16 protein-coding genes and 1 tRNA gene are annotated in these 13,565 nt (G+C 40.7%); 4 read left to right on the top strand and 13 right to left on the bottom strand.

The window, feature by feature from the left end:
• Window positions 1–117: 117 nt before the first annotated feature.
• Window positions 118–612: a hypothetical protein gene (locus tag KXV15_RS11395; RefSeq protein ID WP_240008309.1), complete on the bottom strand. Its 495-nt coding sequence runs from the start codon at window positions 610–612 to the stop codon at window positions 118–120.
• Window positions 613–829: 217 nt separating this feature from the next.
• Between KXV15_RS11395 and KXV15_RS11390 the strand changes: the two genes are divergently transcribed.
• Entirely contained in the window at window positions 830–2,503 is a 1,674-nt protein-coding gene (locus KXV15_RS11390; protein WP_240008308.1) for a M28 family metallopeptidase, read from the top strand.
• A gap of 114 nt (window positions 2,504–2,617) precedes the next feature.
• Here KXV15_RS11390 and KXV15_RS11385 read toward each other — a convergent pair whose 3' ends face one another.
• From KXV15_RS11385 to KXV15_RS11375, 3 genes are all read right to left on the bottom strand, one after another.
• Window positions 2,618–3,811, bottom strand: a complete 1,194-nt coding sequence (locus KXV15_RS11385) for an OmpA family protein (RefSeq protein WP_240008307.1) — start codon at window positions 3,809–3,811, stop codon at window positions 2,618–2,620.
• Between the two features lie 566 nt (window positions 3,812–4,377).
• Window positions 4,378–4,452 (bottom strand) — tRNA-Gln (locus KXV15_RS11380).
• 105 nt (window positions 4,453–4,557) lie between these two features.
• Window positions 4,558–5,019 carry a DUF2269 family protein gene (locus tag KXV15_RS11375; RefSeq protein ID WP_240008306.1) on the bottom strand — a complete coding sequence of 154 codons (462 nt, stop codon included), beginning with the start codon at window positions 5,017–5,019 and terminating at the stop codon, window positions 4,558–4,560.
• A 64-nt stretch (window positions 5,020–5,083) separates the two neighbouring features.
• On the opposite strand from KXV15_RS11375, the gene KXV15_RS11370 reads away from it, so the two are divergent.
• Complete coding sequence (locus tag KXV15_RS11370; protein ID WP_240008305.1) at window positions 5,084–5,680, top strand: DUF4166 domain-containing protein; 597 nt, start codon at window positions 5,084–5,086, stop codon at window positions 5,678–5,680.
• Entirely contained in the window at window positions 5,673–6,782 is a 1,110-nt protein-coding gene (locus KXV15_RS11365) for a saccharopine dehydrogenase family protein (protein ID WP_240008304.1), read from the top strand. The genes KXV15_RS11370 and KXV15_RS11365 overlap by 8 nt, the downstream gene beginning before the upstream one ends.
• Here the strand turns inward: KXV15_RS11365 and KXV15_RS11360 are convergent.
• Window positions 6,768–7,712 carry a cation diffusion facilitator family transporter gene (locus KXV15_RS11360; RefSeq protein WP_240008303.1) on the bottom strand — a complete coding sequence of 315 codons (945 nt, stop codon included), beginning with the start codon at window positions 7,710–7,712 and terminating at the stop codon, window positions 6,768–6,770. The genes KXV15_RS11365 and KXV15_RS11360 overlap by 15 nt on opposite strands.
• Window positions 7,713–7,785: 73 nt before the next feature.
• On the opposite strand from KXV15_RS11360, the gene KXV15_RS11355 reads away from it, so the two are divergent.
• Window positions 7,786–8,916: a GNAT family N-acetyltransferase gene (locus KXV15_RS11355; protein WP_240008302.1), complete on the top strand. Its 1,131-nt coding sequence runs from the start codon at window positions 7,786–7,788 to the stop codon at window positions 8,914–8,916.
• Window positions 8,917–8,961: 45 nt separating this feature from the next.
• On the opposite strand, the gene KXV15_RS11350 is transcribed toward KXV15_RS11355, so the two are convergent.
• The 8 genes from KXV15_RS11350 to rpsH all read right to left on the bottom strand — a co-directional run bounded on the left by KXV15_RS11350 (window position 8,962) and on the right by rpsH (window position 13,564).
• Window positions 8,962–9,519 carry an adenylate kinase gene (locus tag KXV15_RS11350; protein ID WP_240008301.1) on the bottom strand — a complete coding sequence of 186 codons (558 nt, stop codon included), beginning with the start codon at window positions 9,517–9,519 and terminating at the stop codon, window positions 8,962–8,964.
• 50 nt (window positions 9,520–9,569) lie between these two features.
• Window positions 9,570–10,937, bottom strand: a complete 1,368-nt coding sequence (secY, locus tag KXV15_RS11345) for a preprotein translocase subunit SecY (RefSeq protein WP_240008300.1) — start codon at window positions 10,935–10,937, stop codon at window positions 9,570–9,572.
• Between the two features lie 65 nt (window positions 10,938–11,002).
• Window positions 11,003–11,482, bottom strand: coding sequence for a 50S ribosomal protein L15 (gene rplO, locus KXV15_RS11340; RefSeq protein WP_240008299.1), 480 nt, complete (start codon window positions 11,480–11,482; stop codon window positions 11,003–11,005).
• Between the two features lie 13 nt (window positions 11,483–11,495).
• Entirely contained in the window at window positions 11,496–11,681 is a 186-nt protein-coding gene (gene rpmD / locus KXV15_RS11335) for a 50S ribosomal protein L30 (RefSeq protein ID WP_240008298.1), read from the bottom strand.
• A gap of 6 nt (window positions 11,682–11,687) precedes the next feature.
• Complete coding sequence (rpsE, locus tag KXV15_RS11330; RefSeq protein WP_240008297.1) at window positions 11,688–12,251, bottom strand: 30S ribosomal protein S5; 564 nt, start codon at window positions 12,249–12,251, stop codon at window positions 11,688–11,690.
• 12 nt (window positions 12,252–12,263) lie between these two features.
• Window positions 12,264–12,620, bottom strand: a complete 357-nt coding sequence (gene rplR, locus KXV15_RS11325) for a 50S ribosomal protein L18 (protein ID WP_240008296.1) — start codon at window positions 12,618–12,620, stop codon at window positions 12,264–12,266.
• Window positions 12,620–13,153 (bottom strand): 50S ribosomal protein L6, encoded by a 534-nt coding sequence (gene rplF / locus KXV15_RS11320; RefSeq protein WP_240008295.1) that lies wholly within the window; start codon window positions 13,151–13,153, stop codon window positions 12,620–12,622. Before rplF ends, rplR begins: the two co-directional genes overlap by 1 nt.
• Before the next feature lie 15 nt (window positions 13,154–13,168).
• Window positions 13,169–13,564 carry a 30S ribosomal protein S8 gene (rpsH, locus tag KXV15_RS11315; protein WP_240008294.1) on the bottom strand — a complete coding sequence of 132 codons (396 nt, stop codon included), beginning with the start codon at window positions 13,562–13,564 and terminating at the stop codon, window positions 13,169–13,171.
• Window position 13,565 lies beyond the last annotated feature (1 nt).

The following is a 13,565-nucleotide window of genomic DNA, read 5'->3' as shown; positions in this document are numbered from 1 at the left end:
CCGTACCGTTGGCGCGGGCGTTGTTGCTTCTGTAATCGAATAATAGATTACACAATCTAATTTAAAAAACCCCAGTCAATCGACTGGGGTTTTGTTTTGTAAAGAATACAACAAAAATTATTTAGCCATTCTAACCTTTGTGCCATTGCTAAAAATTGCAAGCATTTCAGTTTTACCGGTTGGTTTTGCGTCTTTAAACTCTTCAGATTTGATTTGATATGTCATCATTGGGTCTTCGGTAGTTATCAAAGTATATTTATAACAAAGCTCTCCGATCGCTTTTTCACGTGCAACAATCTTATCTTTAAGGGCAGTAAGTGATGGACTATCACGTTTCTCTATTTCAACTGCGACATCTGCAATATCATCACTGGCGTTATACGCGGTGATTTTTTCTGGGTCCGCCGTAGTGTGATCTACACAACTATAACCATTCTTATCGCCATAGCGAAGTTTATAAACAACCTTGGTAGGTGTACCATCCAATTTGTCTAATTCCATAAAACTCATGGTGTAATGCGCGTATCTTGATGTTGTGCGACAAGATATTGTTTCACCATTCTTTTGCGGTGAATAACAAGCAATCGCATAATTATCGAAATTTTTAATCATTTCATTATGGGGAATTGCATTATCACTGTTTTGGCCTTTGACATTGTCAACAGGCCCACATGATGTAAGCGCAAAAACAGGTATAATAATTACCCCAGACAACGTAAAAATATGTTTGATTTTTGAAAACATGATGTATCTTTTTCGTGCTATTATTTGTTATTACATAATGGCGTTATTTCATAAATTTTACAAACTATAAATTCGGGATAGACTAATGAAATCTTATAAATCTATTGTGCTTTACTCTGCGTTGGCATTGATAATTGCACAGCCATCAATGGTTTTTGCAAAGGAATATAACCCCACTTTCAATAGTGCTGACCTGGTAAAAGATATCAAAATACTTGGCTCGGATGCATATGAAGGTCGTGGCGTTGGCACACCAGCAGAAAAGAAAACAATAGATTATATTGCAAAAAATCTTGCAGAAGCAGGATTTTCACCTGGTGGCGATAATGGAACATGGTTTCAAGACGTGCAATTGCGCCGTTTCACACTTTCTGATTCCAAGGCATCTTTAAACCTTGGCGATAACGGCACAAATCTAGAAGTTGGCAAAGATATAACTATTTCAACCCGTAACGCCACCAAGGACGTCAATTTTGATAAAGTCCCATTGGTATTTGCAGGTTATGGAATTACCGCCCCAGAACGTGGCTGGAACGATTTTAAAGATGAAAATGGCAATAAAATCGATGTAAAAGGCAAAATAATAGTTGTTTTGGTAAATGACCCTGATTTCTATCAGCCAGAGCTAAATACTTTTGGCGGCAAGGCAATGACATATTATGGCCGCTGGACATATAAGTATGAAGAAGCGGCGCGTCAGGGTGCATTGGGCTGCATAATCATTCACGAAAGTGATGCCGCTGCTTATGGCTGGGAAACCGTTAAAAACTCAAATACAGGCAAAAAAATAGATATTATGCGTGACCCAACGTCACCTGCTGGCCCTGACATGGAATCATGGATTACATATGATACAGCGCAAAAAATGTTCAAAGGCGCAGGCCTTGACTTAGAGGCCTTAAAAGTTGCGGCACGTTCAAAAAATTTCCACGCCCAAGAACTTAAAAACGTTACCTTATCTGCATCTTTTAGAACCAATGTCGAAACAATTACCAGCCATAACGTAATTGGCATTCTAAAAGGCAAAACTCGTCCTAACGAATATGTTGCATATTCTGCGCATTGGGATCACCTCGGAATTGGTTTGCCTGATAAAAAAGGCGATAAAATTTATAATGGCGCTCTAGATAACGCATCGGGCGTAGCATCAATATTGGAAATTGCCCGTGCATATAAAAAAGCACCACGCCCGGACAGGTCAATTATCATGTTCTCTTGGACAGCGGAAGAAAGCGGGCTTTTGGGTTCGGAATATTATGCAAGCCACCCGATTTATCCGCTTGCAAAAACTGTTGCTGGCTTCAACATTGATGGAATTAACATCGCCGGAAAAACAAAAAATATTGAAGTTACCGGTTACGGTCAATCAAGCCTTGAAGACGACCTCGCAGTTTATGCCAAAAAACAGGGGCGTTATATTTCACCTGAAGATACCCCAGAAGCAGGACATTTCTTCCGTTCAGACCACTTCCCTTTTGTTAAACGCGGCGTTCCAATGCTTGCGGCTGGCTCTGGCGTAGATATGCGTAATGGCGGCGTGGCGGCCGGTAAAGCAGCCAATGAAGAATATCTAAAGGCACATTACCACCAACCTTCTGATGAGTACTCGCCGACTTGGAAACTTGATGGCGCCATCGAAGATTTGCAAATCTATTTCAAAATGGGATATGACCTTGCAAACTCAACAAAATGGCCAGAATGGAAACCAAATTCTGAATTCAAAGCAGCACGCGATAAAAGCGCGGCTGACAGAAAGTAATAAATAAATCTAGTTCATTGTTAAATCCCCGGTTCAAGTAATCGGGGATTTTTCTTGACACAAAAAAAGACCCGGTGTTGCCACCGGGTCCTTGTTTTCAGAACTTAGAACTTCTTATTGGAAGTCAAAAGTTACTTCTGCGCGACGGTTCAAAGGCTCTTTAACGCCGTCACCAGTTGCAACAGCTGGTTTAGATTCACCGAATGCTTCACCAGTCATGATGTCAGCAGGAACGCCTTGACCAACAAGAGCGTCACGAACGGTAGTTACGCGTTTTTGTGACAATGCAATGTTGTAACGTGCTGAACCAGAAGTATCTGTGTGACCTTGGATAAGAGCTGATTTATAGTTGCAGCCTTTAGCTTTGATGTCAGAAACTTCGTTGCTGATTACTGAAGTAGCTTCAGGAGTTAGGTTGTATTTGTCGAAGTCGAAGTAAACAACGAATGATTTACCATCACAAACAACAACTGGAGGAGGAGTAACCACAGGAGGTTGCTCAACAACTGGAGGAGCTGGTGGTGGAGGTGGTGGTTCAACTACTGGAGCAGCAGGAGCAGCAGGAGCAGCGAACGCATAACGAAGACCTAGACCAACGATGCCGCCAGAACCCATAGATTCACCAACAGAACCAGAAACGTTCAAAGGAACAGTTGCAGAACCGCCAGTAGCGTTCGTACGGTAACGGCCAGTACCTTCAAATGAAAGATCAGGAACGTTCAACCATTTATAAGAAATGTCAGCTGACAATTGGTCAGTAAGTTTCAAACCAAGACCAGCAATCAATTGCCATGCAAAAGCGTTGTCTGCATCGTTTACAGAAACAGCAGATGCTTTAGAAAGAGCAGCGTTACCAGTAGAAGTACGGTCATAAGAATAAGCTTTTGCTTTTACTTTTGCAGCACCAACACCAGCACCAACGAATGGATTAACTTTGCCGTCTTTGTTGAAGTCATAAAGACCGTTTAACATAGCAGTCCAAGTTTGAGCAGAACCCAAAGTTGAGTGAGTGCCGTTGTCGTCAAAATCAGCAAAACCATTTGCCAATTCGCCTTCAAGGCGGAAACCGTTGCCGAAAGCATAGCCTAGAGAAGCTGCGCCACCCCAGCCACCATTACCTTTAGCACCATTACCAATCATGTATGGAGATGCGCCAGCGCCAGTAGGGTTAGCAGGTGCATCAAAATCAACACCACCGTTTAGTGAATAAGCACCGGTCAAACCAGCATACCAACCTTGGGCTGAAGCCGCAGACGGTAGAGCAGCAAATGCCATTAAAGCAGTCGCGCTAAGCAATAAATTTTTCATGGGTATTTCCCTCTTTAAGTAATATAGCGAAAGTCGCTTAAAAAAACGCTATAAACGTTTCATCTATCTCAATAGCGAAAAGTATAAAATGGTCAACCTTTTTGTTTGTTATACCATTGTGGTTTAACATCATTTTGAGGCATATTTTAGCTATATTTAGTGCATTGTTGCAGCAATAGCACAGAAACTGAACGGATTATGAACGAACCATTCATAGAGCCATCTCTTCTAATTCGCCTGATTTTCAAGCAATATTTACGACGTACATCACATTCATCATTGTAAACATTAAGTTTTTTGCGTTCATATTTTTCTTTATTATTTTTTTATTATTACGCAGTCTAACCTGTTCTTTTATTTATGTGTATCATGCGTGCAAAGGAATGTTGCATAAAAAACAATGCAATTTCGCATAAAATCAATATTTATTTTAAAATAAAAAAAGAATCTATATTTAGTTTTATTTATAAACTTCGCCGCGTTTCGAACTATATAATTGCAAAATCATATTAAAACGCAAAATATATTCGGGCAATAAAAAACCCGCCTCTAGGGCGGGCATTTATTGGCTGGGGTGGGAGGATTCGAACCTCCGAATGCCGGTACCAAAAACCGGTGCCTTACCGCTTGGCGACACCCCAATGATTTGAAGCAGTGCAAATAAAGGGCATTGATTTAAGTTTCAAGTCCCAAATGCGGTTATTTGTGTAAAACTAATTGATTAATTACAGATAAACCAACTGTTTTTATGCTGGCTTGTTCACCATAAGCCAAAAAACAACAATTATTGCGGGAAATGCAAGGCTTCCTAACAAGATCCACCAAAAATCTAATTTCCAATATTTTTCAGAAAGCACCCCTTCCCTTGTTGCTTTTTGCAAGAGTTTTTCCATTTGAATTTGAATAAAAACCACCGGAAGCCAACATATCCCTGCAAAGAAATATAGAAACAACCCCCACCAAAGCCATCTTTGTGTAAAATCTAGTCCATTTATATTCATCATCCAAAGACCAGTAATTAATTGTACAATCACGGATGGTGTCGTGAATATATAATCGGCAATAACAACAAATTTAACCGCAAATGCCATTTCTGCAATTTGCCTTCTACGGTTTGCCATAAACATATAGAATGCAGAGCCAATACCGGTTCCAAACAATATCGTAGAACTTATAACGTGAATTGTTTTTAAAGTCAGGTAATCCATTTGCGCTATTGATTTAAAAATATACATTATTCTTTCGATACAATTATTTAGTGATTCTTGAAATATGGGCGCAAACCAACCTATCTTTGAAAAAGTATTTGGCGACGATTGGGATAAAATGCCAATCATTTTTAAAAAGCATTATCAGAATCGCCCGTATTCTAATGACATTACAAATACAAAAGGCGTTATGAACATTTATATCGCGCCAATTTTACAACCAATTGCCCCGTTTTTGGCATTGACCCAAACTTTAATTGCCAAAAAAGGCGATAACATTGATGTCTTAGTTAAATTTAAAAGCGGTGAAAACGATGAATATTTCCGTTTTGAGCGGGAATTTGCTTTTCCCGATAAAACACGCCGATTCTATTCAACAATGGAGCGTGTAGACGATAAAATGATTATTGAATGGACAAAAAGTGGAATCGGTTGGGGGTGTGAGTTTAAATACAAGGACAATCAAGTATCCTTGTTGCATCGCGGTTACTTTATTAAATTATTTGGAAAACCAATACGCATCCCAATTGAATTAATTGCCGGACGTGGTTTTGCATATGAACGCGCAATAGATGATAATAATTTTGAAATGTATATGGAAATAAAACACTTCTTATTTGGAAAAACCTACTCATATTCGGGAACTTTTTATATTGAATAATACCATTCTTATCCTTGGCGGCTATGGCAATTTTGGCAAACGAATTGCACGCACTCTTGTTAAAGATGGCTATGAAGTAATTATAGCTGGGCGCTCTGAAAGCAAAGCAAATTCAATAATTAATGCAATTATTGCAGATTTTCCCAATGCAAATATTCACGCCGCAATTTTTGACGCCGAAGTTTCTTTGGATGAAAACCTAAAAAAACTTACTCCAAAGGTCCTTATTAATACGATTGGCCCATTTCAAAGCAAAAATTACGAGATTGCACAAATTTGTATTGAGAATAATGTTAATTATATAGACCTTGCAGATGGGCGTGATTTTGTTGTTCAATTTCATACACTTAATGAAATATCTAAAGAACATAAGACAATTGCAATTTCCGGCGCAAGTACGGTTCCTGCGCTGTCTAGTGCTGTTCTAGAGCATTTCAGAAGTCATTTTTCACAAATCGACGAAGTTAAATACGGCATATCACCAGGGCAAAAGGCGGAACGCGGCCTTGCAACTACCAAAGGGATACTTGGCTATGCCGGTAAAAAATTAAAGCCTGCCTATGGTTCAAGCGATGAGATTTATGGCTGGCAAGATATTTATTTGCAAAAAATCCCTGAAATCGGTTTCAGGTGGATGGCCAATTGTGACATTCCAGACCTTGATTTATTGCCCCCTAAATACGGCATTAAACGAATCGCATTCGGTGCGGGCCTTGAACTTGGTGTTCTGCACCTTGGGCTTTGGGCGTTATCTTGGTTGGTGCGTTTAGGGATACCTCTAAAGCTTGATAATTTTGCAAAACCAATGCTTTGGATGGCGGACTTTTTCAATTTCCTTGGTTCCGACGATGGCGGAATGTTTATGCAAATCCGCGGGAAAGATAATTCAGATAATACCAGAACTATAAATTGGGCAATTATTGCAAAAGATGGTGACGGCCCACAAATCCCCACTATTCCTGCAATCATCCTTGCCGAAAAAATATGTGATAATAAATTAGACTTAATCGGCGCAATGCCTTGTGTTGCGCTCATTAGTCTAGAAGAATATGTTGAAAAACTTCGCGATTTTAAAATTGAAACATTCTCAAATATGGGTTGATAGCCCACAATTATAATTAGTTTCAATTTGAATGGTATTGTGCGTCAATTCAAAATCATGCCCTAGTTCATGATTAATTTCGTCAAGAATGTCTTGTCCTTTTGCCAAGTCATCAACAATAACATGAACAGAAAGCGCATTTTGCGTTGTTGATAACGCCCAAACATGCAAATCATGAATATCAACAACACCATTTATTGCCTTTATAGTTTCCGCAACTTTGGTAATCTCAATATTATCAGGTGCAGCGGCAAGCGATAATTTAAAACTTTGTTTCAAGACATCCCATGATCCATAAATAATAACGCCAACAATCAATAGCCCAAGCATAGGGTCAACCCATTGCCATCCGGTGATTATAATTATCAAAGCACCTATTATCACACCCAATGAAACTAGACCGTCATAAACCATATGAAGAAATGTTGCACGAATATTCAAATCATGCTTTCGCCCCGCCGCAAACAAAAATGCCGTAACTAGATTAATTACCACGCCAATTGACGCGACGATTATCATCATCATACCTTCTTGTGGTTCCGGATTTAAAAGGCGTTTAATTGCCTCAAACGCAATGATTCCACTTGCCATATAAAGGAAGATTGAATTTATAAATGATGCAACAATAGTTGAATGCCCATAGCCATAGGTAAACTGACCTTCAGGCTTCTTTTTAGCCGCAACAAAAGCAAGCCAAGCAAGAATCAACCCAATTACATCAGATAAATTATGTCCGGCATCTGCAATCAATGCCAACGACTTAATCATTACGCCGGCAATAAATTCAACAAGCACAAAACCAATATTTAGAATCGCACCAATCGCAAATGCCTTACCAAAATCAATATCTTTTACATCATGATTGTGGTGTGAATGGCTATGGCCATGCGCATGACTATCATTATCATGACTGTGGTGGTGTAATCCCATAATTATCACTCTTTACTTTAAAATAAAAAGACCAATATCTTTACAACAAATTATACGCGGTTTCTTATTTGATATGACAGATTTTACAAGCAAAATTCATAATTCAATTCATGAAATTGACAGGTCTGTATGGAATAATCTCAATGGTGACAGCATTTTCACATCATTTGAGTATTTATCAGCATTAGAAGACACAAAATGCGTTGGTGTTGAGACCGGTTGGCAAATTGCCCATTTATCAATTTCTGAAAATGGTGAAATCATTGGCCTTGTCCCCCTATATTTAAAATATCATTCCCAAGGCGAATATGTGTTTGATCAAGGCTGGGCCAAGGCATATGAGGATGCCGGCGGGCGTTATTACCCTAAACTACTTTCTGCATCGCCATTTACGCCCGTTGTGGGGGGCCGCCTTTTGGCGCATAATTTAAATGTTAAAGCAGCTCTTTTAACCGCACTACGGCAAATATGCCAAACCAATAATATTTCTAGCGCACATATAAATTTTGCAAATAGCCAAGATATTGAACTCATTAAAAACAATGGTTTCATGGTGCGACAAGATTTACAATATTGGTGGCTAAATGATGGTTTTAATTCTTTTGATGATTTCCTTGCCACAACAACTGCATCAAGGCGTAAAACAATGAAGCGCGAGCGGCGTGAAGTTGCCGATAAAGTCCAATTTCAGACAATACAAGGGAACGATATAACAGAATCACACCTTGATACGCTTTATACATTTATTGCCGACACATATGAGCGCAAATGGGGCCGTGGCATCCCCTATCTAACACGCGCGTTTTTCTCAAGAATCAAGGAAACCATGGCCGATACAATGGTTTTAATTTTTGGAAAAATTAATGATGAATATGTTTCCGGCGCAATAAATTTCTATTCCGGTGATACTTTATATGGTCGCCAATGGGGCTGTAATATTGATTTGCCATTCTTACACTTTGAAACTTGCTATTATCAGGCAATTGATTTCGCGATTCGTAACAATATCCGCAAGGTTGAGGCCGGCACACAGGGCGAACATAAAATAAGTCGCGGCTATCGCCCACATAAAACCTACTCCGGGCATTATATTGTTAATGAGTCTTTCAGGCATGCGGTCGGTGATTTTCTTGCACACGAAACAAGAGAGATTGATGCCATAATACCGGAATTAAATGATAAATTACCATTTAAAAAGGGCTGACGTGATACACGCCAGCCCTTTAAAATAAATAACTTTGAAAATCTATTATGCCAATGCCGCATCAATTGCCGCAGCAACAGCATCAATTGACGCCATGCCATCAACTTCGCTGATAATGCCTTTTTCACCATAATAAGGCAGCAAAGGCGCTGTTTGCGAATTATAGGCATCCAAACGCTTAGAGAAGGTTTCAGGGTTATCATCAGCCCTGCCCTGCTCTTCAAAGCGAATTGTAACGCGTGCTAACAATGCTTTATCGTCAACAACCAAACGGATTACTTTATCAATTTGCTGACCTTTTGCGGCAAGCAATTTATCCAAAGCCTCTGCTTGTGCGACAGTTCTTGGGAAACCATCAAAAATAAAGCTAGCCCCTTCGTTTGCTTCTAGTTGTTCAGAAATCAATGAAATAACAATCTCATCGGTTACCAAACCACCGGCATCCATAATACCTGCAACGGTTTTACCTAGTTCTGAGCCAGATGCACGCGCTGCACGAAGCATGTCGCCAGTTGAAAGCTGAATAAACCCACGCTCGGCAACAAGTTTTTTTGCTTGCGTGCCTTTACCAGCTGCAGGCGGTCCAAATAGAATTAAGTTCATAACAACCCCTCCCCCAATTCAGAATAATTGCTGAATTTGGGTGTTTAAAACTATTTACGTTTGCCCTTCAACTTAGACTTTTTAGTTAAGCCTTCGTATTGGTGTGCAAGCATATGCGAGTTAATTTGGCTTACGGTATCAATTGTAACCGAAATAACGATCAGAATTGAAGTACCACCAAGATAGAATTGCGCCCCAGAAGTCGAGAATATGATTTCAGGGAATACACAGACTATCACCAAATATACGGCACCGATTACGGTCAGACGTGTCAAAACCTTATCAAGATATTCCGCAGTTTTTGCACCAGGACGGATACCAGGAAGGAAGCCACCATATTTACGCAAATTATCAGCAGTTTCTTCAGTATTAAATACGATTGAAGTATAGAAAATCGTGAAGAAAACAATCAATGCCGCGTAAAGAATCAAGAATAATGGCTTACCATGCCCCATTTGTGCAGCAAGTGCACTTAGGCTTTCTTTACCAATTCTAAGCCATTCAGGTGCATTCTCTGGAATTGGACCATTACCAAGGAAGCCAAGAATAGTTGCCGGCAACAATAGCAATGAAGATGCAAAAATTGGCGGAATAACACCAGAAGTGTTTAATTTCAAAGGCAAGAACGAAGTATCACCTTGATAAATTTTATTGCCAACCTGACGCTTTGGATATTGAATTACAATGCGTCTTTGCGAACGTTCGATGAAAACAATAAAGAATACCGCCGCAACCAACAATGCAACCATGGCAAAAATCCAAATTACAGGAAGTGAACCTTCTTCAGAAAGGCTCAAAGCGCGATAAATTGTTTTTGGAATTTCGGCAACGATACCGGCAAAGATAATTAAAGAAACCCCATTACCAATACCACGTGAAGTGATTTGTTCACCAAGCCACATAAGGAACAAAGTACCACCAGTCAAAGTAACCATGGTAGAAACTTCGAAAATAATGCCAGGGTTAAGAACTACACCAGGTGAGCCTTCAAGACCTTTGGCAATACCAAATGATTGGAATAGCGCCAAAACAAGCGCAAGATAGCGCGTATATTGGTTGATTTGCGCACGACCAGATTCACCATCTTTTTTAAGCTGCTCTAGGTGACCAGGGAAAGATGATAAAAGCTGAATAACGATCGATGCCGAAATATATGGCATTACGTTTAGTGCAAAAATTGCAAGACGGCGAACCGCACCACCAGAGAATGTGTCAAACATTCCCAAAATACCGCCTTTAGCAGTGTTGAATGCTTGTTCAAACGCACCGATATCAATCCCTGGCATAGGCAGGAATGTACCAAGACGATAAACCAAAAGCGCGCCCAGTGTGAACCAGATACGCGCTTGCAAATCTTTTGCTTTTGCAAATGAATTAAAATTTAAATTTGCGGCTAATTGTTCTGCGGCAGATGCCATTCATAAGCCCTCTATGAAAAAAATGTTAATAAGACCCCATATCGGGGTCTTATCACAAAAATCAACTATGCTTCTTCAGTTTTAGCAGCTTTAGTAACTGTTACGCTACCGCCAGCTTTTTCAACCGCTGCAATAGCGGTTTGAGTAGCACCTGAAAGCACTAGATTTACTTTTGCAGTCAATTCACCTTTACCCAAAAGACGGATGCCGTCTTTTGCGCGGCGAACAACACCAGTTGCAACCAATGTTTCTTCGGTGATTTCCGCTTTAACATCTAGTTTGCCAGCTTTAACTGCTTTTTCGATATCAGAAAGGTTAACCCAATTGTATGTCTTTGCGTTAAGTTTGTTAAAACCACGCTTAGGAATACGCATGTGGATTGGCATTTGACCGCCTTCAAAACCGTTGATGGAAACACCACGACGGGATTTCTGACCTTTTACGCCACGACCACAGGTCTTGCCTTTGCCTGAACCAACGCCACGACCAACGCGCATACGCGCTTTAACCGCACCTTCGTTGTCATTTAGTTCATTTAAATTCATTACAGTCTAACGCTTACGCGTTCTCCTCAATAATTTGAACCAAATGCTGAACTTTACGAACCATGCCGCGAACAGCAGGTGTATCTTCAAGTTCACGCACTTTGTTCATGCGATTTAGACCAAGACCGATAAGCGTATCACGCTGAACAGACTGGCGGCGAATTGGCGAACCAATTTGTTTAACTTTGATTGTAGCCATTTCAGATTATCCTTCCGCGCTTTCTAGGCTTGAAGCACCATCTTTACGACGAGAAAGAACATCAGCCACTTTCAAAGAACGCTTCGCAGCGATCTGACGTGGAGATACTTGCTCTTTCAATGCTTCAAAAGTTGCACGAACCATGTTGTATGGATTTGAAGAACCAAGTGATTTCGCAACAACGTCACGAATACCAAGAACTTCGAATACCGCACGCATTGGACCACCAGCAATCAAACCAGTACCTGGAGGAGCCGAACGAAGAACAACTTTACCAGCACCCCAACGGCCTGAACCGTTATGGTGAAGTGTACGGCCTTCACGTAGTGGAACGCGTACCATATTCTTTTTAGCTTCTTCAGATGCTTTACGAATTGCTTCTGGAACTTCACGGGCTTTACCGTGACCGAAACCAGCGCGACCTTTTTCATCACCTACTACTACAAGAGCTGCAAAACCGAAGTTTTTACCACCCTTAACTACTTTTGCAACGCGGTTAATCGCAACTAATTTGTCAACGATTTCAGATTCGCGTTCGTCTTTTTGCTCACGCTCTGGGCGACGTGCCATATCTTTTCTCCCTTAGAATTGAAGACCGGCGGCGCGCGCGGCTTCAGCAAGCGCTTTTACGCGCCCGTGAAATAGGTAAGGACCACGGTCAAACATTACTTCTTTAACGCCTTTTTCAATAGCGCGTTTAGCAACAGTTTCACCAACGAAGGTAGCGATTTCAGACTTCGCACCATCTTTGCTACGGATATCAGCTTCTAAAGAAGAAGCAGATGCCAAAGTAATACCTTTGGAATCGTCGATAATCTGCGCAGAGATATTTTTTGAAGAACGGAAAACAGACAAGCGCAATTTGCCTTTGCCAACTCTTTTCAGAGTAGCGCGGGTGCGCATTGAGCGTTTTTGATTGGCTGAGAGAATTTTTTTCATTATTTCTTCTTGCCTTCTTTACGACGTACAGTCTCGCCTTGATAACGAACGCCTTTACCTTTGTATGGTTCAGGTGGACGGAATGCGCGAATTTCTGCAGCAATTTGACCTAATTGTTGTTTGTCAATACCAGCGATTTTAATCTCGGTTGGTTTTGGAGTAGCGAACGTAACACCTTTTGGAGCAGGATATACGATTGGGTGTGAATAACCCAGTGACAATTCAAGGTCAGTACCTTTCATTGCCGCACGATAACCAACACCAACCAATTCCAAATCACGTTCGAAACCTTTGGTAACACCTTCAACCATGTTAGCGATCATTGAACGTGTCATGCCCCAAAGTGAACGGCACAAACGGTTGTTTTCGTCTTTAGGTGCAACACTTGCTTCACCATTTTCAAGGGAAACAACAACACCTTCATTAATTTCAAAGCTAAGCTCACCTTTTGGGCCTTTAACCTTAAGGGTAGAACCATCAAGATTAACTGTTGCACCATTGAAAGGAACCGCTTTTTTACCAATACGTGACATATTGCGTTACCTTTCTTAGTAAACTTGGCAAAGAATCTCGCCACCAACGTTTTCAACGCGGGCAGTCGCATCGCTCATAACGCCTTTTGGCGTTGAAAGGATTGAAATGCCCAAGCCGTTGCGAACCAATGGCAGGTCTTTGACAGATGAATAAACACGGCGACCAGGTTTAGATACGCGGGTAATTTTTTCAATTACAGGAGTACCTTCTGAATACTTAAGCTCGATGCTTAGTTCAGTATGGTTGCCAACTTGAACTTCAGAAAAGCTACGGATGTAGCCTTCTTTGATTAACACTTCTAATACGCCAACGCGCAATTTAGAAGCAGGCGTAGTTACGACAGCCTTGCCACGCATTTGTGCGTTGCGGATGCGTGTAATCATATCGCCGATGGGATCACTAATATTCATG

The organism is Pseudaquidulcibacter saccharophilus (genome assembly GCF_019455445.1).
Classification (GTDB): Bacteria; Pseudomonadota; Alphaproteobacteria; order Caulobacterales; family Aquidulcibacteraceae; genus Pseudaquidulcibacter; species Pseudaquidulcibacter saccharophilus.
This window is presented reverse-complemented; position numbering and strand designations above follow the sequence as displayed.

Excerpts from the sequence above, each read along its gene's own strand:
- KXV15_RS11395 (WP_240008309.1), bottom strand. The coding sequence starts at position 612 with ATGATTAAAAATTTCGATAATTATGCGATTGCTTGTTATTCACCGCAA.
- KXV15_RS11390 (WP_240008308.1), top strand. The coding sequence starts at position 830 with ATGAAATCTTATAAATCTATTGTGCTTTACTCTGCGTTGGCATTGATA.
- KXV15_RS11385 (WP_240008307.1), bottom strand. The coding sequence starts at position 3,811 with ATGAAAAATTTATTGCTTAGCGCGACTGCTTTAATGGCATTTGCTGCT.
- KXV15_RS11375 (WP_240008306.1), bottom strand. The coding sequence starts at position 5,019 with ATGGATTACCTGACTTTAAAAACAATTCACGTTATAAGTTCTACGATA.
- KXV15_RS11370 (WP_240008305.1), top strand. The coding sequence starts at position 5,084 with ATGGGCGCAAACCAACCTATCTTTGAAAAAGTATTTGGCGACGATTGG.
- KXV15_RS11360 (WP_240008303.1), bottom strand. The coding sequence starts at position 7,712 with ATGGGATTACACCACCACAGTCATGATAATGATAGTCATGCGCATGGC.
- KXV15_RS11355 (WP_240008302.1), top strand. The coding sequence starts at position 7,786 with ATGACAGATTTTACAAGCAAAATTCATAATTCAATTCATGAAATTGAC.
- KXV15_RS11350 (WP_240008301.1), bottom strand. The coding sequence starts at position 9,519 with ATGAACTTAATTCTATTTGGACCGCCTGCAGCTGGTAAAGGCACGCAA.
- secY (WP_240008300.1), bottom strand. The coding sequence starts at position 10,937 with ATGGCATCTGCCGCAGAACAATTAGCCGCAAATTTAAATTTTAATTCA.
- rplO (WP_240008299.1), bottom strand. The coding sequence starts at position 11,482 with ATGAATTTAAATGAACTAAATGACAACGAAGGTGCGGTTAAAGCGCGT.
- rpmD (WP_240008298.1), bottom strand. The coding sequence starts at position 11,681 with ATGGCTACAATCAAAGTTAAACAAATTGGTTCGCCAATTCGCCGCCAG.
- rpsE (WP_240008297.1), bottom strand. The coding sequence starts at position 12,251 with ATGGCACGTCGCCCAGAGCGTGAGCAAAAAGACGAACGCGAATCTGAA.
- rplR (WP_240008296.1), bottom strand. The coding sequence starts at position 12,620 with ATGAAAAAAATTCTCTCAGCCAATCAAAAACGCTCAATGCGCACCCGC.
- rplF (WP_240008295.1), bottom strand. The coding sequence starts at position 13,153 with ATGTCACGTATTGGTAAAAAAGCGGTTCCTTTCAATGGTGCAACAGTT.
- rpsH (WP_240008294.1), bottom strand. The coding sequence starts at position 13,564 with ATGAATATTAGTGATCCCATCGGCGATATGATTACACGCATCCGCAAC.